General features: G+C 62.5%; 22 protein-coding genes, 1 tRNA gene and 1 pseudogene. 15 read left to right on the plus strand and 9 right to left on the minus strand.

The window, feature by feature from the left end:
* Positions 1-22 precede the first annotated feature (22 nt).
* The 4 genes from MA07_RS21775 (at position 23) to MA07_RS21790 (ending at position 2507) form a co-directional block, all read left to right on the plus strand.
* Positions 23-376 (plus strand): response regulator, encoded by a 354-nt coding sequence (locus tag MA07_RS21775; RefSeq protein WP_036356725.1) that lies wholly within the window; start codon positions 23-25, stop codon positions 374-376.
* A gap of 49 nt (positions 377-425) precedes the next feature.
* Positions 426-1466, plus strand: coding sequence for a UV damage endonuclease UvsE (locus MA07_RS21780; RefSeq protein ID WP_036356727.1), 1041 nt, complete (start codon positions 426-428; stop codon positions 1464-1466).
* 80 nt (positions 1467-1546) lie between these two features.
* Positions 1547-1999, plus strand: a complete 453-nt coding sequence (locus tag MA07_RS21785; protein ID WP_200879414.1) for a response regulator — start codon at positions 1547-1549, stop codon at positions 1997-1999.
* Positions 2000-2183: 184 nt separating this feature from the next.
* Positions 2184-2507, plus strand: a complete 324-nt coding sequence (locus tag MA07_RS21790; RefSeq protein ID WP_036356729.1) for an SWIB/MDM2 domain-containing protein — start codon at positions 2184-2186, stop codon at positions 2505-2507.
* A gap of 19 nt (positions 2508-2526) precedes the next feature.
* Here the strand turns inward: MA07_RS21790 and MA07_RS21795 are convergent, their stop codons facing one another.
* Positions 2527-3141 carry a hypothetical protein gene (locus tag MA07_RS21795; RefSeq protein WP_152568974.1) on the minus strand — a complete coding sequence of 205 codons (615 nt, stop codon included), beginning with the start codon at positions 3139-3141 and terminating at the stop codon, positions 2527-2529.
* 112 nt (positions 3142-3253) lie between these two features.
* Between MA07_RS21795 and MA07_RS21800 the strand changes: the two genes are divergently transcribed.
* Positions 3254-4117, plus strand: coding sequence for a D-amino-acid transaminase (locus tag MA07_RS21800; RefSeq protein ID WP_036356731.1), 864 nt, complete (start codon positions 3254-3256; stop codon positions 4115-4117).
* A 53-nt stretch (positions 4118-4170) separates the two neighbouring features.
* Positions 4171-4512 carry a hypothetical protein gene (locus tag MA07_RS21805; protein ID WP_036356733.1) on the plus strand — a complete coding sequence of 114 codons (342 nt, stop codon included), beginning with the start codon at positions 4171-4173 and terminating at the stop codon, positions 4510-4512.
* Between the two features lie 3 nt (positions 4513-4515).
* Here MA07_RS21805 and MA07_RS21810 read toward each other — a convergent pair whose 3' ends face one another.
* Positions 4516-5538: a hypothetical protein gene (locus MA07_RS21810; protein WP_160195473.1), complete on the minus strand. Its 1023-nt coding sequence runs from the start codon at positions 5536-5538 to the stop codon at positions 4516-4518.
* Between the two features lie 247 nt (positions 5539-5785).
* Positions 5786-6388: a DUF1134 domain-containing protein gene (locus tag MA07_RS21815; RefSeq protein ID WP_036356736.1), complete on the minus strand. Its 603-nt coding sequence runs from the start codon at positions 6386-6388 to the stop codon at positions 5786-5788.
* A 160-nt stretch (positions 6389-6548) separates the two neighbouring features.
* Here MA07_RS21815 and MA07_RS21820 point away from each other — a divergent pair, with 160 nt between their 5' ends.
* Positions 6549-7196, plus strand: a complete 648-nt coding sequence (locus tag MA07_RS21820) for an HAD family hydrolase (RefSeq protein WP_036356738.1) — start codon at positions 6549-6551, stop codon at positions 7194-7196.
* Here MA07_RS21820 and MA07_RS21825 read toward each other — a convergent pair.
* Entirely contained in the window at positions 7179-8012 is an 834-nt protein-coding gene (locus MA07_RS21825; protein WP_036356741.1) for a 3'(2'),5'-bisphosphate nucleotidase CysQ, read from the minus strand. The two genes, MA07_RS21820 and MA07_RS21825, sit on opposite strands and share 18 nt — an antisense overlap.
* Positions 8013-8184: 172 nt before the next feature.
* Here MA07_RS21825 and MA07_RS21830 point away from each other — a divergent pair, with 172 nt between their 5' ends.
* Positions 8185-8826, plus strand: coding sequence for a histidine phosphotransferase family protein (locus MA07_RS21830; protein WP_036356744.1), 642 nt, complete (start codon positions 8185-8187; stop codon positions 8824-8826).
* 80 nt (positions 8827-8906) lie between these two features.
* On the opposite strand, the gene MA07_RS21835 is transcribed toward MA07_RS21830, so the two are convergent.
* Positions 8907-9608, minus strand: a complete 702-nt coding sequence (locus tag MA07_RS21835) for a response regulator transcription factor CtrA (RefSeq protein WP_036356746.1) — start codon at positions 9606-9608, stop codon at positions 8907-8909.
* A 517-nt stretch (positions 9609-10125) separates the two neighbouring features.
* Here MA07_RS21835 and MA07_RS21840 point away from each other — a divergent pair.
* Complete coding sequence (locus MA07_RS21840; protein ID WP_036356749.1) at positions 10126-10515, plus strand: flagellar export protein FliJ; 390 nt, start codon at positions 10126-10128, stop codon at positions 10513-10515.
* A 53-nt stretch (positions 10516-10568) separates the two neighbouring features.
* On the opposite strand, the gene MA07_RS21845 is transcribed toward MA07_RS21840, so the two are convergent.
* Entirely contained in the window at positions 10569-11189 is a 621-nt protein-coding gene (locus MA07_RS21845; RefSeq protein WP_036356752.1) for a GNAT family N-acetyltransferase, read from the minus strand.
* A 173-nt stretch (positions 11190-11362) separates the two neighbouring features.
* On the opposite strand from MA07_RS21845, the gene MA07_RS21850 reads away from it, so the two are divergent.
* Positions 11363-12373, plus strand: coding sequence for a lysylphosphatidylglycerol synthase domain-containing protein (locus MA07_RS21850; RefSeq protein WP_036356755.1), 1011 nt, complete (start codon positions 11363-11365; stop codon positions 12371-12373).
* A 21-nt stretch (positions 12374-12394) separates the two neighbouring features.
* On the opposite strand, the pseudogene MA07_RS29210 reads toward MA07_RS21850, so the two are convergent.
* Positions 12395-12580: pseudogene (locus tag MA07_RS29210) on the minus strand (helix-turn-helix domain-containing protein); the annotation flags it as partial.
* Positions 12581-12850: 270 nt separating this feature from the next.
* The gene (locus MA07_RS21860; RefSeq protein ID WP_036356763.1) at positions 12851-13126 is read right to left on the minus strand and encodes a DUF1153 domain-containing protein; all 276 of its coding nucleotides are present in this window, start codon (positions 13124-13126) and stop codon (positions 12851-12853) included.
* Positions 13127-13455: 329 nt separating this feature from the next.
* Between MA07_RS21860 and mnmA the strand changes: the two genes are divergently transcribed.
* The 4 genes from mnmA (at position 13456) to MA07_RS21880 (ending at position 15874) form a co-directional block, all read left to right on the plus strand.
* Positions 13456-14613 carry a tRNA 2-thiouridine(34) synthase MnmA gene (gene mnmA / locus MA07_RS21865; protein ID WP_036356767.1) on the plus strand — a complete coding sequence of 386 codons (1158 nt, stop codon included), beginning with the start codon at positions 13456-13458 and terminating at the stop codon, positions 14611-14613.
* 22 nt (positions 14614-14635) lie between these two features.
* Complete coding sequence (locus MA07_RS21870; protein ID WP_036356770.1) at positions 14636-15277, plus strand: class I SAM-dependent methyltransferase; 642 nt, start codon at positions 14636-14638, stop codon at positions 15275-15277.
* Between the two features lie 122 nt (positions 15278-15399).
* Positions 15400-15606, plus strand: a complete 207-nt coding sequence (locus tag MA07_RS21875; protein ID WP_244445327.1) for a hypothetical protein — start codon at positions 15400-15402, stop codon at positions 15604-15606.
* A 191-nt stretch (positions 15607-15797) separates the two neighbouring features.
* Positions 15798-15874 (plus strand) — tRNA-Met (locus MA07_RS21880).
* A 204-nt stretch (positions 15875-16078) separates the two neighbouring features.
* Here MA07_RS21880 and MA07_RS21885 read toward each other — a convergent pair.
* Complete coding sequence (locus MA07_RS21885; RefSeq protein WP_052003421.1) at positions 16079-16522, minus strand: helix-turn-helix domain-containing protein; 444 nt, start codon at positions 16520-16522, stop codon at positions 16079-16081.
* Between the two features lie 73 nt (positions 16523-16595).
* On the opposite strand from MA07_RS21885, the gene MA07_RS21890 reads away from it, so the two are divergent.
* Positions 16596-17879 carry an MFS transporter gene (locus MA07_RS21890; RefSeq protein ID WP_081929112.1) on the plus strand — a complete coding sequence of 428 codons (1284 nt, stop codon included), beginning with the start codon at positions 16596-16598 and terminating at the stop codon, positions 17877-17879.
* Positions 17880-17929: the final 50 nt, after the last annotated feature.

Genomic DNA, 17929 nt, shown 5'->3' on the forward strand with positions numbered 1-17929 from the left:
CATCGGACGATGGAGTTGGGGCATGCGTATTCTGATCCTGGAAGACGATCCGGCGATCGCGTTTGATCTGCAGGCTATCCTGGAGGCCGACGGGCATGAAGTTGTCGACTCCATCAGCTCGCTTGCCGAAGCCTACCAGCACCTCGACGACAGGTTCGATTGCGCGCTGCTCGACATCGATGTGATCGGCGGCAAGAGTTTCGGCGTGGCCGAGACCCTCATGGAGCGTCACATCCCCTTCGTCTTCGTCTCGGCGTCCGCTCCGTCGGATCTGCCGCAGCCTCTGCAGCAGGCCGCCTTCGTGGCAAAGCCGTTCGAAGAGAAGGTGCTGCTAAAAACCGTCGAGCACGCCGTTCCCAATCTTCTCCCTTGCTGATGATGCGGGAGACGGAGGAACCTGTCCTCGCCCGGTGACTTCCTTCACCATGCAAGACTCTCGGTTCGGCTTCTGCTGCAAGTACATTCCTGAAGACGGTTCGGCGCAGGCTGCCCGGGCCATGAACACCTCCACGGTGACGATGGCCTACTTGAGCCGTCTCGAGCCGACGGCTGCCTATGACAAGCTTGCGGCCGTGGTCTCCCATAACCTGGAAGCCTTTCGGCTCCAGATCGAGCATGTGTCTGACAGACCGAAGCTGGAACGTCTCCATCGCCTGTCCAGCGATCTGCTCCCCGGCTACACCCATGCAAGCTGCCGGGAGTTCTACCGCGATCCTGATCTTCGCAACCTGATCGAGACGAAGCTCGCGCAGGCAGGGCGCTTCGCCAGGGACAGGGATGTGCGCCTGAGCATGCATCCCGGACAGTTCTGCGTGATCGCCTCCGCCAATCCTTCAGCGGCCGCCAACGGCATTGCGGAGTTCGAGTATCATGCCGAGGTCATGGCTCTCATGGGCTATGGCGAGGGCTGGCATCCGCACGGTGCGCACATCAACATCCATGGCGGTGCGAAGGCCCTGGGCGCGGAGGGAATCCGGAGCGGCCTCGCGCACCTGTCGCAAACCGCACGCAACCTGATCACCCTCGAGAACGACGAGGTGAGCTACGGTCTCGACGATCTCCTGCCTCTCGTGAACGACGTGCCGCTCGTCCTCGACCTCCACCATCATTGGATCATGAGCCAGGGCGAGTATATCGAGCCGGACGATCCACGCATTGCCCTGATCATCGAATCCTGGCGCGACGTGAGACCGGTGAGCCATGTGAGCGTGTCCCGAGAGGGCCTCCTGCCGGATCAGGACATCTATGCTCTGCCGGATTTCAGGATGCTTGTTGCATCGGGGATCAAGCCGAAGGATCTGCGCGCGCACTCGGACCTGATGTGGAACGAGGCCATCAATGATCTGGTGATGCGCCATCTCTCGTGGTCTGACTTCGAGATCGAAGCGAAGCTGAAGAACATCGCCACCGAGGGGCTGGCCCACCACCTGGAGAGACGGCAAACCGCGCTTCTCGCAACAGGATAAAGTTGCGAATAATTTCAGAGGCAGTGGAACCAACCCAACCAGGAGTCGTTGTCGCGTATTGTATTGCGAGTCACGAAGTGATGTTGCCGGCCCATTCCACAGTCCTTCTGGTCGAAGACGAACCTCTGATCCGTCTCTTCCTGTCCGAGCTTCTTGAAGATGCCGGCTTCAGAGTTGTCGAGGCGGCCAACGGCGCCGAGGCTCTGGTGCTGATGGAAGCGGGACTGCAGGTCGACGTGCTTCTCACCGACGTGGATATGCCGACCGGCTGCAACGGCTTCGAGCTGGCTCATCGGGTGCACGAAATCTGGCCCGGAACCGAGCTTCTGATCATGTCGGGGCGGCAATGGCCCTCGGAGGGGGACCTCCCTCCCGGAGCAGCCTTCCTGGCGAAGCCGTGCCCCAATGAGGCGATCGTCTCTCATGTGGTTTCCGCGGCGGAGCGCAGGAAACGCCTGTTTCATGTTGCTGAAACCACACGGCAGCCCACGGAGCGAGGTTCCAACATCCTGCCCTTTCCGAAAACAGCCTAAATTCCTGAACTCGATCTTGCTGACGGCGTTGAGCGGACATAAGCTCTGCCGGAATTGACCTTCATCAGGGGGCCGGAGTCTGTGAACGCTCTCCGGAATGTCCGACCGAAGGTTGGTCAATATGCTTTTCGAGCCTGATCCAAGGCTTTTGACGAGCTTCCCCACCCCATTCCCGGAGGAATACATGGCGACCAAGACGACTGACGGAAAAGCCGGCGCGAAGAAGGCTGCAGACAAGCCTGCCGCCAAGAAGGCTGCCGGTTCAAAGCCTAACGCTCTTCAGCAGCCCTTGCAGCCGTCCAAGGAGCTGGCCGTCATCGTGGGCTCGAACCCGCTGCCGCGCGGCGAGGTTGTGAGCAAGATGTGGGAATACATCAAGAAGAACAACCTGCAGAACCCCGAGAACAAGCGCGAGATCCTGGCTGACGACAAGCTCCAGCCGATCTTCGGCAAGCCGAAGGTGACGATGTTCGAGATGAACAAGCACCTCGCCCAGCACCTGAAATAAGCGAACCGCCTCAGGTTGATCAGGAATCCTGCCGCCATTGATCGAGCGGCAGGATCTCCGGCCTCTGACCCGGGGCCTTTTTCCACGGGTCCACGGCCCATCCGGCACCGCTCCGCTTCTCGGTGATCACGGCCGTAAAATGCGGGTAGCGCCCGTCAAGGAAGAACCCCCGCGATTCCGGATGCTCCACCACATGATGGGCGAGGAGCCCGTGCTCCTGCAGGACGAGGAGCAGGCTGGTCGTATTCGCGGTTTCATCCAGGCAATCCATCTGCCCGTGAACGCCCGACATCTGAGCCGGTGACCCTGGGACGTCAGGCTTGCCGCCCAGGGAAGCAGCCAGGTATGCGGTATAGGATCTGATCACCTCGGCCAGAGCCTGCCTCTCGGCAGTGGGCGACCCTTGAGCCGATCTCAGCATCCCGCTCGCCCGGCTCAGCAGGCCCCCGTCGACCGAGAGAGCCAACCGTCGCGTGCATCCATATCCATGACAGGCGATGATGCGGCTTCCGATCGGCTCGACATAACCACGCTCGTGGAACCATCTCTGAGCCGCCAGGGGGCCGGCGATGGCCGGAGCGGCCAGGAACAGCAGGGGCAGAACCTTCAAAATGAGAAGTGGCGTCGATCTCACGATGGCGGTACCTATCACCTTAGCTTGCAGGGCTTCTGGCGATATAGGTCGGTAGGCTCGGCTGCCTATAGGTTAAGCTTGGTTGAGTCGGGTTACGACTTTTGAGGTTCCCATGTCCCGCATCGTCTTCCTGAATGGTACATTCCAGCCGATCGAAGAGGCCAAGGTGCCCTTCATGGATCGAGGGTTCCTGTTCGGTGATGGGGTCTATGAGGGGATCGGCGTGCTCGATGGCCAACTGATCGACAACGAGGCGCATCTTGAGCGGCTGGAGCGCTCCCTGGCCGAGGTGCGCATCCGCAATCCCTATTCGAGAGCCGAGTGGACTTCCCTCCAAGAGGAGATCGTCCGTCGCAACGGCATGGCGGAAGGCTTCATCTACTTCCAGGTCACCCGGGGCGTGGCGGAGCGGGACTTCTTCTTCCCCGAGAACGCCGAGCCCACGGTGGCCATGTTCACCCAGGCTAAGGCGATCGCCGACGCGCCGGCAGCCCGGACGGGCATCGCGGTGGTGACCGTGCCGGATCAGCGCTGGGCGCGGCGCGACATCAAGTCGATCAACCTGCTCGCCCAGGTTCTGGCCAAGCAGGCAGCCAAGGAGGCCGGGGCCCAGGAAGCCTGGCTGGTGGAAGACGGCTATGTGACCGAGGGCGGCTCATCGAGCGGCTTCATCGTCACGAAGAAGGGCAGCATCGTCGTGCGCCCTCTCTCGAACGCCATCCTGCCCGGTATTACCCGCAAATCCCTCCTGCGCCTCTCGGAAGAGGCCGGGATCTCCCTCGAAGAGCGACGGTTCACGGTCAAGGAGGCCTACGAGGCCGCCGAGGCCTTCCTCACCAGCGCGTCGAACTTCGTCCTGCCCATCGTGACGATCGACGGACGCTCTGTGGGCGACGGAAAGCCCGGTCCCATCACGAAGCGTCTGCGGGAACTTTACCTATCCATGGCCCGCGTCCCGGCCATGGCCGCCGAGTAGCGTTGCCGGAACCCGCCAATGGGTCGCCCGTTGCCTTTCCAAAGGAGCGACCCATGAAGCGTGTGCTGGTGCTATCGACAATTCTGGCGGGCTGCCTCGGAACGGCAGCTCTCGCGCAGAACCCTGGAGTACTGAATCAGCAGGCCCCGAACATGCCTGCGCCTAGCCAGATGCCGGCCGAGAAGGTGGAGCCCGACAGCAAGCTCTCCGGCACCAATGGCCCCTCGACGACGGGGTCGACCAATACCTTGAGCGAGAAGCTCGAGCGGACCGACGGTGTGATCCGGCCGCCGGAGACGGCGACTCCGGACATCACCGTACCGGCGCCCGTGCCCAATCCTGGCACCACGCCGGTCATCCGACCGCCGGGCAACCAGCAGATCGATCCGAAATAAAACTTAGGAGGCCGGGAGCTGCTTCCCGGCCGAACGCCGCCGTTTGCCCTCGTGGGACCTGTTGTTCTCGCGAGGCTTGGCGTCGGCTGAGCGATCATTGCCGCTTTTCATGATCTGGGCTGCCACCTCGGAGATCTGGCGGCGCAGCTCATCGTTCTGGCCGCCGGAGACTTCCAGGTTTGCAAGCCGCTCCTGGGCCTCGTCTCGCTCCGCTTCGATCTCGCGGATGCGCTGCTCAAGGATCAGGCCACGCTCCTGCTCGGCGGCAATGCCCTTGGCCAGTTCCGCCAGACGCAGGCGCTCGTCGGACAACTCGCTGTGCCGCTCGTTCAGGGCCCGCTCAAAATCGTTGCCCCGGGCGGTCTGGGTCATGAGGCGGGTTTCGAGATCCGAGATGGTGATGCGCTTGGTGTCGAGGTCGCTCAGGGCTGCGGTGAGCCGGCGTTCCATGTCGGCGGCATCAGCCTCCAGGCGGGCCAGCTTCTCCTCCGCATGCAGCAGCTCGGTCTTCGTCCTGGAGCGTTCGTGCTGCGTGAGCTCCAGTTCCATGCGGGTGTTGGACAGCTCATTCAGGGTTGCCCGATGGGCATTTTCGAGAGCCGTCAGGGTCTCGCGGGTGCTCGCGAGAAACGTCTTCGTTTGTGCGAGATCGTCCTCGGTCGACGCAAGGCGCGTCTGGGTGCTGGCGAGGCTGACTTCGAGCTGGCTCACCGTCTGATCGCGCTCGGCCAGGGTGCTCTCGAGGGCCTCGATGCGGATCGCCCGCCGGCCCAGCTCTTCCATGCTCTCCCGCTTGTAGGCTAGCGCCTCTTCCGCCTTGCGCTCGATCCGCCGCTGGAGAACGGCGAATTCCGCGCGCAGGTGGTCCTTTTCCGCCGTCAGTTCGGAGATCGACATGGGAAAGAGCGCCTCGGCCCGGCGGCGGGCGAGACGTTCCGCCCGGGCATTGACGGCGGGGATGATCAGAAGCGCGATGAGGGAGGCTGCGACGAACCCCAACGCGAAAATCATAATTGTTTCGATCACGCGGACGCCAACTCCAAGGTGCTTGACCGGTAACGCTCAAGCACCTTGCCTTGTGCCTGCGCAGCTTCCTAGAGCATCGGACCCAAAAGTGGACACCACTTTTGGGACCCATCCGATGCTCATTCTAGACTGGCGCATCGTTGGGCGCGAAAAACCGGGGCCACTTTTTCGCACGATGCGCTAGAGCCCTAACGCTCCAGACCGCCCGTTGTAGCGCATCCGAGGGCGGTTTCCACTGCTTCGGCGCCTAGAAGGGATTCCAGGTGGGCTCCGAGGTGAACTTCAGGTAGCCGATATTGACGCCCAATCGGGCTCCCACACCGGCGCGGATCGGCACCACGACCATCTCGTCCGCCGCCACGGCGGTCACGCCGAACCCGCCGATGAAATAGGCCGAGCCGTCGACCCCGACGAAGCGCTTATAGAGCGCGTCCGTAAAGGGCATGTTGTAGACCAGCATCATGGTGCGGGCGCCGTCGCCGCCCACGTCGAACCCGAGGGAGGGACCCTGCCAGAAGATGCGGCGGTCCCCGGCATTGCGGGTGAAGAGCTTGCCCTCGCCGTAGCGCAGGCCGCCGAAGAAGGCGCCGGAGGCCTCTTGGCCCAGGATATAGCCGTTGGGCTCGCCCCAGCGGCGGATCGCTTCCTGGAGCGCGAGCGCAAGGCCGCGGGAGGCGGAGCCGAAGAACTGGTGACCGGACTGGACCAGTTCATCGGAACGGAAGGATTCCGGATTGCCGGGATTGGCAACATAGGCGCGCTGGACGGTTTGAGCCGATGCCTGCAGGGGCAGGGCGCTGATCAGGGCGGCAAAGGCCGCAGCCGCAAGAAAGGTTGACCGGGAGCGCATGGGCTATCTCCTCGCATGAGACAGGGGACAATCCGGCCGTGTCAGGCCGAAAGGCTGCTATCGAGGTTCGAACCTTACGGTCATCAACCCTAACAATCTCTGTACGGAATGCCGCTCCTCGAAATAGACATGGCTGCCTCCATCAAGTGAAAGCTCGTCCATGCGCCCGAAAATGCTGTTCTTCGATGTCGGCGAAACACTTGTCAGTGAAGAGCGCCTTTGGACCTCATGGGCCGAGTGGCTCCGGGTGCCCGTTGGCGAATTCTTCGCGGCCATGGGGAGCGTCATTGAACGCAAATGCGATTACCGGGAGGTATTCGGCTATTTCCGGTCCGATTTCGATCTGGCCAAGGAGAGAGAGGAGAGGGCCAAGGCCGGGTTGCCGTTCGGCTTTCTGGCTTCCGATCTGTTCCCCGACACCGTGCCGACGCTTCAGTGGGCACGCGCTCAGGGTTATCGCCTGGGTTTGGGCGGCAATCACTCCCTGGCGACCGAAAATTTCCTGAGAGGGCTGGATGCCGACGTCGAGATCATCGGATCGGCCGAGCGCTGGGGCTTTTCCAAGCCTGATCCGCGGTTCTTCGAAACCATCATCCGGGATTCAGGGCTCGATCCTCAGGACATCGCTTATATCGGAGATCGGATCGACAACGACGTCCTGCCGGCTCTCGCCCTCGGCATGCAGGCCATCCATGTCGAGCGAGGGCCTTGGGGCGTCATTCAAGCCCGCTGGCCTGAGGCCGAGAGAGTTCGGCTGAGAATCAAGACCTTATCCGACTTGAAAGCCGTCTTAGGCCACAGCAGCTGACACGGGCAGGTCCAGCCGGGGCGCCAGGGCCGTGTCGCCGATGGCTGCGAAGGGGCCGTTCCGGTAGCCCTTGTCCTCGTGGCCATAGGTGAGGGGGGCTCCTCCCGGTCCGACCACGCTGCCGCCGGCGCAGGTGAGGATATGGTCGCCCGCCGCCGTGTCCCATTCCATGGTCGGGCCGCAGCGCACATAAACGTCGGCCTCACCCGAGGCGATGAGGCAGAACTTAAGGGCCGAGGAGGTCATGCGCCTCGTGCCGATCGACAGGACCGACAGGCAGGCTTCCGTGGCGATGTCGCCATGGCGGCGGCTCACCAGCGCCACCAGATCCTTCTCGGGGGCAGGGCGCACCTTTGCTTCGCGCCAGTCGAAATCCGTCCCCTGGCCATCAGGCAGGGGGCTCACGCGGGCGGTCTCGCCGGCCATCCAGATCGACCCCATGGCCGGAGCTGCCACCACGGCCGCCATGGGCCGGTCACCCCGGATCAGGGCAATGTTGACGCTGTACTCGCCGGTGCCGTGGATGAAGTCGCCGGTGCCGTCGAGAGGATCGACCAGGAAGAAATAGTCGTCCGTCTGGGCCGTGCTGGAGGTTTCCTCTGCCACCACCGGAACGCCGTCCCAGGCCTCGTTCAGGCGTTGGATGATGAGCTGCTCTGCCGCAAGATCGGCTGCCGTCGTGGGGGTTCCGTCATCCTTGATGCGCTTGTCGACCAGGGCGCTTTCGAAGCCGCGCAGGACCCGTCCCGCCTCCCAGGCGATGTGAGCCAGCTTCAGGGCGATGTCGTCAGGGGTCTGTCCATCGAAGCGCATCATAGATTTGTGCCTGTTCCCTCGCGGGCTGTCGATGTCTTTTTGCCCGCTTTTCAAAGAACTCTGAGCCGGGTATCCCGGTTCACGTTCTCTTTCCTGTTTGGCTGTATTCATGCCCGTCGAAATCCCGATTTCATGAATGCACAGCTGACTTTACGGTGCCTCCGGAGCCCCAATGGCCACGATTTCCCTCGATTCGCTCGATCTCGCCGCTCTCCTCTGCTCACGCGTCTGCCATGACGTGATCTCGCCGGTGGGTGCGATCGTCAACGGGCTCGAGGTTCTGGAGGACGACAGCGATGCCTCCATGCGCGATTTTGCCTTGGACCTGATCCAGAAGAGCGCCAGGCAGGCCTCGGCCCGCCTCCAGTTCGCCCGCCTTGCCTTCGGGGCGGCAGGCTCCGCCGGCGCCTCGATCGATCTCGGCGATGCCGAGCAGGTGGCCCGCGGGCTCTTCCTTGACGACAAGATCAGCTTCTCCTGGTCGTCGCCCCGGCTCCTGTTCCCGAAGAACCGGGTGAAGCTTCTCCTCAACCTGGTGATGATCGCCACCACGGCGATTCCGCGGGGCGGCTCGATCGCCGTGACTGTCACGGGAGACGCCGAGAACTGCGCCTTCACCATCGTGTCGAAAGGCCTGAATGCCCGCATTCCCACCCATTCCGAGGCGCTCCTCGCCGGCAGTTCGGAGACCGGCACGGTCGACGCCCACGGCATCCAGATCTTTTATGCCGGCATGGTGGCCCGCGCGTCGAATATGACGATCGACTTTTCCATCGAGGGCGACGAGGTGACGATCAAGGCTGTCACTGCATAAGGCAGCCGACGTTTCCTCTCGGCGCCCAAAAGAAAAGCCCGGCATTCAGCCGGGCTTTTTCATGTCGAATGTCGCTTGTATCAGATCGCGATCCGCTCTTCCGCCTCAGTAGGCTCGCGCAGCACGTAGCCGCGGCCCCAGACGGTCTCGATGTAGTTGCGGCCCTGGGAAGCGTTGGCGAGCTTCTTGCGCAGCTTGCAGATGAAGACGTCGATGATCTTCAGCTCCGGCTCGTCCATGCCGCCATAGAGATGGTTGAGGAACATCTCCTTCGTGAGCGTCGTGCCCTTCCGCAGGGAGAGGAGCTCCAGCATCTGGTACTCCTTGCCGGTGAGATGCACGCGGGCGCCGCCGACTTCGACCGTCTTGGTGTCGAGATTGACGATCAGGTCCCCGGTGGTGATCACCGACTGGGCGTGACCCTTCGAGCGGCGCACGATCGCATGGATGCGGGCCACCATCTCGTCCTTGTGGAACGGCTTCGTGAGATAATCGTCGGCACCGAAGCCAAGACCCTTCACCTTGTCCTCGATGCCGGCCATGCCGGAGAGGATCAGGATCGGCGTCTTCACCTTCGCCACGCGGAGCGTCCGCAGAACCTCGTATCCCGACATGTCGGGCAGATTCAGGTCGAGAAGGATGATGTCGTAATCGTAGAGTTTGCCGAGGTCGATGCCCTCTTCTCCGAGATCCGTCGTGTAGATATTGAAATTCTCGGACTTCAGCATCAGTTCGATGCTTTGCGCTGTCGCGCTGTCGTCTTCGATCAGAAGTACGCGCATGTTCAATCCCCAGCCCTTGCCCTTGAGCCTTGAAACAGCGGGAGGCTGTTCACCCGCCACCGGGCTTGCGGCGGATGCTCTTTTGAACTGATTCGAAACGCTAGTACGGAATGGTTAACAAACCCTGATTCTGGGACGCAAGCGCTTAACGAACTTGACAGGCAGATCATCCGCCGAAGGCCATTATCCTGTGGATTCTGGGTAACCATAGGGAACCGCCTTACAACATCCCAAAAGCTTATCTTCCAAGCGTTTCCGCCTTGTCTGGAGACGGACCCGAGGGAGCCGCGACCGTGACAAGGGCAGTGTTAACGAAATCGGTAAACGAATGGTTTACGAGGCCCGCAGGACGCAAGCTTGAGGCAAGAATTCGCCAAGGGGATTGAGATCACAGGAATTTTTTGGCGGCGGCGGTAAGGAAAGCTCAACCTCCATCGGCGATGGTGTCGCATGTCTGGCGGATAACTGAGCGATCCGTGAGGCAAAATGAAACAGCGACGTGTGGAGTTGAATCAAGATGAAGTCGCGGGACACGCTCATCCGCCTCAAGCGCTTTCAGGTCGACGAGAAACGTCGCCGTGTGGCGCAGATCGAGATGATGATCGCCGAGTTCGACCGCATGGCGGCTGACCTTGATCGGGAAATCGCAGCGGAAGAGCAGAAGGCCGGTATCACCGACCTCAACCACTTTGCCTATCCGACTTACGCGCGCGCTGCGGCCCAACGGCGCGACAACCTGCGCCTCTCGGCTCAGAACCTGCACATCCAGCTCGACGATGCGAAGGCCGAGTTGGGAGAGGCGTTCGAGGATTTGAAGCGGGCCGAGAGTCTCGAGGATCGCGAGCGCTCCCTGGACGCGGCCATCAGCCAAGCCGGCCAAGGCCGCGTGGTTCGCGCCACGGCCTAATCCCCCGCCGCACCGAAATCCGAGAGGGCGCGCCAGGCCGGCGCGCCCTTTTTTCATGCTGTGGGCGTCAGCAGCGGAATGTGGGGAGCCGCCTCGCGGGGAAGGAAGCCGTGAAGGCGCGGATCGTCCGCGACCTCGATGGCGCGCCGGTAGGGCTTGAAGCCCGAGCGGATGTAGAAGGGAAGGGCGCTGGCTGAGTCGAGCGTGCAGGTGTGGACGAAGAAGCGGCGCGTCGGACGGGCGAAAGCACGGCGAATGGCCTCGTTCATCAGGAAGCGTCCTGCTCCCTGGCCGATGAAACCGGGCGCCAATCCTAGAAAGGCGAGCTCGACCTCGTCGCCGCGGAAATCCAGTTCGAGCAGGCCCACATCGCCCGTTCCGTCATGGAGGGCGTAGGCCTCCACCTTCGGGTCGTCGAGGATCGCGGCGAGCGTGTCATCCGGCATCATGGCCCGACTGAACCAGAGCCAGGGCTCGCCCACCGCGCGGAACAGGGACCGGTAGCGCGGCCGGTCGTGATCGATGCGCTGGAGCGTCCAGCCCTCAGGCTGCAGTATCGAGGGCAGGTCCGGCGGTTCCCGCATGTCGAGATAGGTGACGATGGTGGCGATTTTGCCAGGGGGCAGATCGGTATAGCCGTTGAGGTTGAGAGCTGCAGCCGAAGCGCTCGTCATGGCGGATCGCCTTTTCGGGATCTTCAAGGACACGGTTGCTTGATAAAGCGATTGCTTCCCCGCGTCACCCGGCCTGCTTGGACTTTATGTCATGGACCTCCACACCAATATCCCCTTGCAGACCAAGGGGATTATAGGCACAGAAGAGCCAATGAGGGAGATGTGCCGGCTCGATGAAGAATGTGCGTGAGTTCATTTGGCCCCTGATCGGGCTGCTGGCGGTCATCGTCTCAGGCTGGCTTCTCTACCGTGAACTTCGCGGCATGTCCCTGGACGACGTCTGGGACAGCCTGACCGCCGTTCCTTCCCACCGCTACGCTCTCGCGGCTCTATCGACCCTGTTCGCCTATGCGGCGCTCGCCTGGTACGACCGGATCGCGTTGCTGCATCTCGGCGTCCGCCACATTTCGTGGCTGTTCGTGTCCGTTACGTCATTCACGACCTATGCGTTGTCCCACAATATCGGCGCCTCGGTCTTCTCCGGTGCCGTCGTGCGCTATCGGGCCTATACGTCGAAGGGTCTCAGCGCTCCGCAGATCGCCGTGCTGGTGGCTCTCTGTTCCTTTACCTTCGGGCTCGGCACCATCCTGCTCGGCGGCGTGGTGCTGGTGGCCGACCCGACGCTCCTTCACCGGCTGGAGGAGCTTCTGCCCTCGATGCTGACCAATCCGGCCACGGCCCGCATCGTCGGGCTGCTGCTCCTCGGCTTCGTGGCGCTTTATGTGGTCGGATCGGTCCTGCACCTTCCGCCGCTCGTCATCCGCAAGGCCAAGCTGGAATATCCGCGCCCGGCCATCATGGTGCGCCAGCTGATCGCGGCGCCGCTGGAGCTTCTGGGCGCTGCCGGCATCATCTACTTCGTGCTCCCGTCGCATCTGGAGCCGAGCTTCATCGTGGTGTTGGCCGTGTTCCTGGCCTCCTTCTCGGCGGCCCTGGTGAGCCATGCCCCCGGCGGCCTCGGGGTGTTCGAACTCGTCTTCCTCACGGCCATGCCCGACATCCCCAAGGCGGACGTGCTGGCGGCGCTCATCATCTTCCGCCTGTTCTATCTCCTGATACCCTTCGCCCTGTCGCTCGTGGTCGTGCTCCTGTTCGAGCGGGCGCGGCTGGCGCAGGCCTGGCGCGGCCGAATGGTCGCCGACGGTTCCGTGCCGCCGCCGCCGCTGTCATCGTCCGATCAATAGGAACGGAAGAAGCGCGAGCGCTCAGGCAGGGCGCTGGCCCGGCTCGGGCACGGCAATGCCGGCCTGCATGTATTCGTTCAGCTTGTTGCGCAGGGTGCGGATCGAGATGCCGAGGATCCGGGCCGCATGAGTCCTGTTCCCAAGGCAGGAGGCGAGCGTGTCGAGGATCAGGTGCCGCTCCACGTCGGCGATGGTCCGGCCGACCAGAATGCTCCGGAATGTCTCGATGGTCTGTTCCGGACCGGCAGGGGACGGCGAACCGCCTATCATTGCGAGGGAGCCTTGTTGGTCCAACAGATCCTGGGTGCCGAGCACGTTGAGAGCCTGCCTTTAGAAGAGGTGATTCAGGAGTTTATGCTCATCTTATGGTTAGGAAGCTCTTAACGGCCGAGCTTCGAGAATCCGAATCCTGAACCTGAAATGGAAAAGGCGCTGGCTCGGGTGAGCAGCGCCTCATCGTTGGATCGGCCGGCGTGCTTACTGCCGGTACTGCTGGATGCGCGTGGTGCGCAGGCCGGCCAGGCCATGCTGGTCGATGGACAGCTGCCAGCTCAGGAACTCTTCGGTGGTCAGGGTGTAACGCTGGCAGGCTTCCTCCAGGCTGAGGAGACCGCCGCGAACGGCGGCAACAACCTCGGCCTTGCGGCGGATAACCCAGCGGCGGGTGCTGGTCGGGGGAAGGTCGGCAATCGTCAGGGGACTGCCGTCGGGCCCTATGACATACTTGACCCTAGGGCGGTGGGGTTCGGTCATGATACGCTCACACAAAAATTCAACGACCTCAGTGGCTCGAACCTACGCGACGGGACTTAATGTTTTCCTAAGCCCGATCAGGCGGTTATCGAGAGTGCCTAAGCTTAGCCATAAACGTTAACGTTGCCTTATTCCGCTGCACTTTCCCTTTAAGAATTGTGGCGTACGGGCATCGGTCCCAAAAGTGGAATGCACTTTTGGGTCCGATGCTTCAGTTTTAGCTGGTGCATCGTGTGGTCCGGAAAACCGGGTCCACTTTTCCGCACGATGCGCTATAGAGGGACTTTGGCCCCTCCCGTGCGCCGCCTTGAACGGCGCCTCTGGATGGAATGATGCTCAACTCACTCGACCTGCCTACAGAACCTTCGAAGACCCGCGTCGTGGTTGCGATGTCGGGCGGCGTTGACTCGTCCGTCGTCGCAGCCCTGCTCAAGCGCGAGGGCTATGATGTCATCGGCATCACGCTCCAGCTCTACGATCACGGGGCCGCCGCGCACCGGAAGGGCGCCTGCTGCGCCGGCCAGGACATCTACGATGCCCGGCGGGTGGCGGAGGCCATCGGCATTCCCCATTACGTGCTCGATTACGAGGCCCGCTTCCGTGAGGCCGTGATCGACCGTTTCACCCAGAGCTATCTGGCCGGGGAGACGCCGATCCCCTGCGTGGAGTGCAACCGCTCCATCAAGTTCCGTGACCTCCTGGAGACTGCCAGGGAGCTTGGCGGCGATGTGCTGGCGACCGGCCATTACGTCGCAAGCCGCGCTCTGCAGGATGGGCGCCGGGCGCTGCATCGGGCGGCCGATCCGGACCGGGATCAGAGCTACTTTCTCTATGCGACCACGCCGGAGCAGCTGGATTTCCTGCGCTTTCCCCTGGGCGAACTGCCGAAGGATCAGGTCAGAGAGCTGGCGCGCGAGTTCGGGCTCACCGTGGCGGAGAAGGCCGACAGCCAGGACATCTGCTTCGTGACGCAAGGGCGCTACAGCGACGTGATCGAGCGCCTGAAGCCCGGGGCCGTGCAGGGCGGCGAGATTGTCCATATCGACGGCCGGGTGCTCGGACGCCATGAAGGCATCATCCACTACACGGTGGGGCAGCGGAAGGGCCTGGGCCTCTCCGTCGGCGAGCCCCTCTACGTGGTTCGCCTTGAGGCCAAGGAGGCCCGCGTGGTGGTCGGCCCCCGGGGGGCGCTGGCCACTCGGCTGATCCGGGTGACGGATGTGAACTGGCTCGGCGACGTGCCCCTCGAAGCCTTAGGCGAGAAGGGCATGGAGGTGGCCGTGCGCGTGCGCTCCACCCGTGAGCCGCGTCCGGCGATCCTTCGATCCACAGGAACAAGCACTACGGTCGAGCTGTTATCGGCGGAAGACGGGGTGTCTCCCGGTCAAGCTTGTGTCATCTATGAGAGCGATGCTCCGCGGGCACGTGTGCTTGGCGGGGGGACGATTGCTCGCACAATGGCCGAAGCCGCACCCGCCGCGGCCTGAGGCCTCGACCGAAGGGACCTTTATGACGGATGGAGCGACCACCGTGCTGATGCGCAAGGCTTATGCGCGTTGGGCGCCGATTTACGACCTCGTCTACGACAAGCTCACCGAGCCGGCCGCCCGCGCGGCCGTGAACGCCGCCGTCGCCTGCGGGCCGAAGGTGCTGGAGGCCGGCGTCGGCACGGGCTTGTCCCTGGGCTACTACCCTGGGCACGCCGAGGTCTACGGGGTCGATCTCTCGGAGGACATGCTCCGCCGGGCCCAGGAAAAGGTCGACAGGCGTGGCCTTACCCATGTGAAGAGCCTGCAGGTGATGGACGTCACCCGCCTCGGCTTCCCGGACGGGACTTTTGACGCGGTAACGGCGCAGTTCATCATCACCCTGGTGCCCGAGCCGGAGACGGCGCTGGACGAGTTCATGCGCGTGCTCAGGCCCGGCGGCGAGATCGTGCTCGCCAATCACTGGGGACAGCCCTCCGGTCCCGTCGCCAAGGTTGAGGAGATGGTCTCTCCCATCGCCAAGGCCATCGGCTGGAGCTCGGCCTTCAAGGCTTTGCGGGTCGAGAACTGGGCTCAGCGGACAGGCCGCATGGAGGTCGTGGAGCTGCGGTCCCTATTCCCGAGCGGCTTCTTCAAGCTCATGAGAATCAAGAAGAAAGCCTGACGGTTCGGTGCGGGTGGATGAGGCGGGTCTTCGTGCCTTGGACGTGACTTTCGGGCTCGAAGCCCTATCTCAAGGAGCAAGGGCAACTCCAGATCACGAAAGCACTTCCGATGCGCCTTTTCATGTTCACCTCCCAGGCCAAGGACGATCTTCACGCTTTTGCAGGTGATGAATCCGGCACCAAGCTCCCGGCCAAATACGCTCCCTGGGGGCTGACCGGCACGCTGAACTCCCGTGAGACCCCGCCGCACAAGTTCAACCGCAAGGCCATCGAACAGGCGGTCTCGACCGAGGGCTATCAGCTCTGGCGGATGAAGCCGAAGGGCTGACCGGAGCGAACCGCATTCACCCCTGGACGGACGCAGGGCTTCAGGCGTATCGCGCCGAAATCCTGCCGTCCGGGCACATGGCCGACGGGGTGGCGACAAATCCGTACTTTCCCCGCGGGTCTTTCTTGACACTGAGGGCGAACCTTCCCTATATCGCCCATGCCTGACGCGGGGTCCGCCCCGCTGCCTGGGGCGGAGTAGCTCAGTTGGTCAGAGCAGAGGAATCATAATCCTTGTGTCGGGGGTTCAAATCCCTCCTCCGCTACCATCTATCACTTAAGTGATTCAAATCATTAGAAAACTTCATGTTTTGGTCTCGCGAGTGGTAGCGCCTCCTGCACCGAAAGCTCAATAGCATCTGTTGGCTGAGCAAACGCTTGCATTGATTGCGAGTGTCTGCTTTTGGCCCCGAGCAGACTTTCGTGTTTGCGAGGGGCGTTATTGGAGCCGACGCCCAAAAGCTGTTCACGACCTATTCGACAAGCCGGGAGCTTCCGCGGCGTCCGGTCCCGGATGCTGGACGGGTGAGGCGTCTACGGGTCGCTGCCTTCAGAAGCTTGCGGAAGGTCGGGCATTCCAGATGCGACGGGGCTGGACATTCGGCCACGTGCCGAAGCGCATCCCGCAGCATCCGCAGGTCGAGCATCTGGCGCTGCAAATCATCCGCCTTTGCGTGCAACTGATCGCGGGGAATGTTGGGCCGGCCGTCTTTGCCGAACATGCCTGCGATCTCGGCGAGGGAGAAACCTGCCGCTTTTCCGAGCTCGATCAGGGATAGCTTCAAGAGGACGTCAGCATCGAATTGCCGCCGCAGCCCATGCCGGCTGATCGACCGGATCAAGCCGACCTCCTCATAATAGCGTAGCGTCGAAGGCAGCACGCCTGATCGTTCGGCAACCTCTCCAATATCCATCATTCTTGTGCTTGACCTCAAGTTGACTTGAAGTCGTAGCCTCTCTCGAATCGTCAATTCGAGCAAGAGGCACGTTATGACCAGCACCACGATCCCAAGGCAGACACAGATCTGGCGAGACCCGCGAGCGATCGCGCTGTTGATGGCCGCGTCGCTCACCACGATGGCCAATGCCACGATCAGTCCCGCTCTCCCCGGGCTCGAGCGCCTGTTCGCGGATGATCCGAATGCCGCGATGCTGGTTCGCCTGCTGGTGCCCGCACCCTCCCTCAGCGTCGCCATCTTCGCGCCATTCGCCGGCCTCGTTGCTGATCGGTACGGGCGACGTCACATGCTTCTTGCCGGGGTCATCCTCTTCGTGGTCGCCGGATGCGCGGGGCTGTTCCTTCCCGACCTGCCCACCATTTTTGCCAGCCGTCTGGTCCTGGGGCTGGCCGTCGCCCTCATTATGACGGCGCAGACCGCGCTCATCGGGGACTACTTCACTGGGGATAGCCGGAGCGCATTGTCAGGACTTCAGATATCGGCCCGGAACTTCGGGGGGCTCATGTTCATCTCGCTCGCCGGATGGTCCGCGGCGCTCTCGCCGCGCCTACCGTTTGTTATCTATGGAGTTGCCGCGGCGTTCCTGCCGCTGATGTGGAAGACCATCAAGGACACATCACGGACCTCGTCCAATTCGAGTCCCAAGCTGGACGACCGCTCCCTCAAGCCTTCTTCGTGGGCCCTCGCCTTCACGTTGCTCGTGGTTCTCCAGGCGCTGACGAACATGATCTTCTTCGTCATCCCGACCCAGTTGTCGTTCTTCTTCGCAGCGGCAGGCTATAGCAGCCCAGTGATGACGGGTTCGGCGCTCGGTATCCTGATGCTCTCGGGCGGCAGCCTCGCCCTGTTATACGGCCGAGTGCAGCGGGCCATCGGCTACGGCGGCATCTTCGCTCTGGGCTATGGTGTGATGGCGCTTGGTTTCGCGTTGCTGGCCCTTGCGGCGACGCCTCTGGCTTGGTTCGCGGCAGCCGCTGCCGTCGGTGCAGGCTATGCATTGGTCTCGCCGAGCTTCGTGACCCTTGCCTTGAGGCTTGCACCGCCCCGGCGGAGGGGAGCGGCCGGTGGCATCCTGACCGCTTCCGTGTTCATCGGCCAGTTCTGTTCGCCCCTTCTGAGCACACCATTGATCGCGGCATACGGTTACGAGGAACTCTTCCAAGTCACCTCATCGCTTGCCGCCGCGATGGCCGTTGCGGCGGTCTTGAAGGCCTGCGCGATGAGACTTCAGGCGGTGAAACGCGGGATCCGATCGGTGGAGTGGCGTCATACGGCGGAACAAGGGCCTGCTCCCGGACAGAACTGTAGAGAATGACGCCTTTTGGCACGAAGCTGACATTGCGCAATATCCAAATCTCAGCAAAT

The organism is Microvirga sp. BSC39 (genome assembly GCF_000739015.1).
In the GTDB taxonomy this organism is placed as follows: domain Bacteria; phylum Pseudomonadota; class Alphaproteobacteria; order Rhizobiales; family Beijerinckiaceae; genus Microvirga.

Excerpts from the sequence above, each read along its gene's own strand:
- MA07_RS21885 (WP_052003421.1), bottom strand. The coding sequence starts at position 16,522 with ATGATGGATATTGGAGAGGTTGCCGAACGATCAGGCGTGCTGCCTTCG.
- MA07_RS21825 (WP_036356741.1), bottom strand. The coding sequence starts at position 8,012 with ATGATGCGCTTCGATGGACAGACCCCTGACGACATCGCCCTGAAGCTG.
- MA07_RS21830 (WP_036356744.1), top strand. The coding sequence starts at position 8,185 with ATGGCCACGATTTCCCTCGATTCGCTCGATCTCGCCGCTCTCCTCTGC.
- MA07_RS21790 (WP_036356729.1), top strand. The coding sequence starts at position 2,184 with ATGGCGACCAAGACGACTGACGGAAAAGCCGGCGCGAAGAAGGCTGCA.
- MA07_RS21805 (WP_036356733.1), top strand. The coding sequence starts at position 4,171 with ATGAAGCGTGTGCTGGTGCTATCGACAATTCTGGCGGGCTGCCTCGGA.
- MA07_RS21785 (WP_200879414.1), top strand. The coding sequence starts at position 1,547 with ATGTTGCCGGCCCATTCCACAGTCCTTCTGGTCGAAGACGAACCTCTG.
- MA07_RS21840 (WP_036356749.1), top strand. The coding sequence starts at position 10,126 with ATGAAGTCGCGGGACACGCTCATCCGCCTCAAGCGCTTTCAGGTCGAC.
- MA07_RS21815 (WP_036356736.1), bottom strand. The coding sequence starts at position 6,388 with ATGCGCTCCCGGTCAACCTTTCTTGCGGCTGCGGCCTTTGCCGCCCTG.
- MA07_RS21800 (WP_036356731.1), top strand. The coding sequence starts at position 3,254 with ATGTCCCGCATCGTCTTCCTGAATGGTACATTCCAGCCGATCGAAGAG.
- MA07_RS21820 (WP_036356738.1), top strand. The coding sequence starts at position 6,549 with ATGCGCCCGAAAATGCTGTTCTTCGATGTCGGCGAAACACTTGTCAGT.
- MA07_RS21875 (WP_244445327.1), top strand. The coding sequence starts at position 15,400 with ATGTTCACCTCCCAGGCCAAGGACGATCTTCACGCTTTTGCAGGTGAT.
- MA07_RS21890 (WP_081929112.1), top strand. The coding sequence starts at position 16,596 with ATGACCAGCACCACGATCCCAAGGCAGACACAGATCTGGCGAGACCCG.
- MA07_RS21860 (WP_036356763.1), bottom strand. The coding sequence starts at position 13,126 with ATGACCGAACCCCACCGCCCTAGGGTCAAGTATGTCATAGGGCCCGAC.
- MA07_RS21870 (WP_036356770.1), top strand. The coding sequence starts at position 14,636 with ATGACGGATGGAGCGACCACCGTGCTGATGCGCAAGGCTTATGCGCGT.
- mnmA (WP_036356767.1), top strand. The coding sequence starts at position 13,456 with ATGATGCTCAACTCACTCGACCTGCCTACAGAACCTTCGAAGACCCGC.
- MA07_RS21850 (WP_036356755.1), top strand. The coding sequence starts at position 11,363 with ATGAAGAATGTGCGTGAGTTCATTTGGCCCCTGATCGGGCTGCTGGCG.
- MA07_RS21835 (WP_036356746.1), bottom strand. The coding sequence starts at position 9,608 with ATGCGCGTACTTCTGATCGAAGACGACAGCGCGACAGCGCAAAGCATC.
- MA07_RS21775 (WP_036356725.1), top strand. The coding sequence starts at position 23 with ATGCGTATTCTGATCCTGGAAGACGATCCGGCGATCGCGTTTGATCTG.
- MA07_RS21780 (WP_036356727.1), top strand. The coding sequence starts at position 426 with ATGCAAGACTCTCGGTTCGGCTTCTGCTGCAAGTACATTCCTGAAGAC.
- MA07_RS21845 (WP_036356752.1), bottom strand. The coding sequence starts at position 11,189 with ATGACGAGCGCTTCGGCTGCAGCTCTCAACCTCAACGGCTATACCGAT.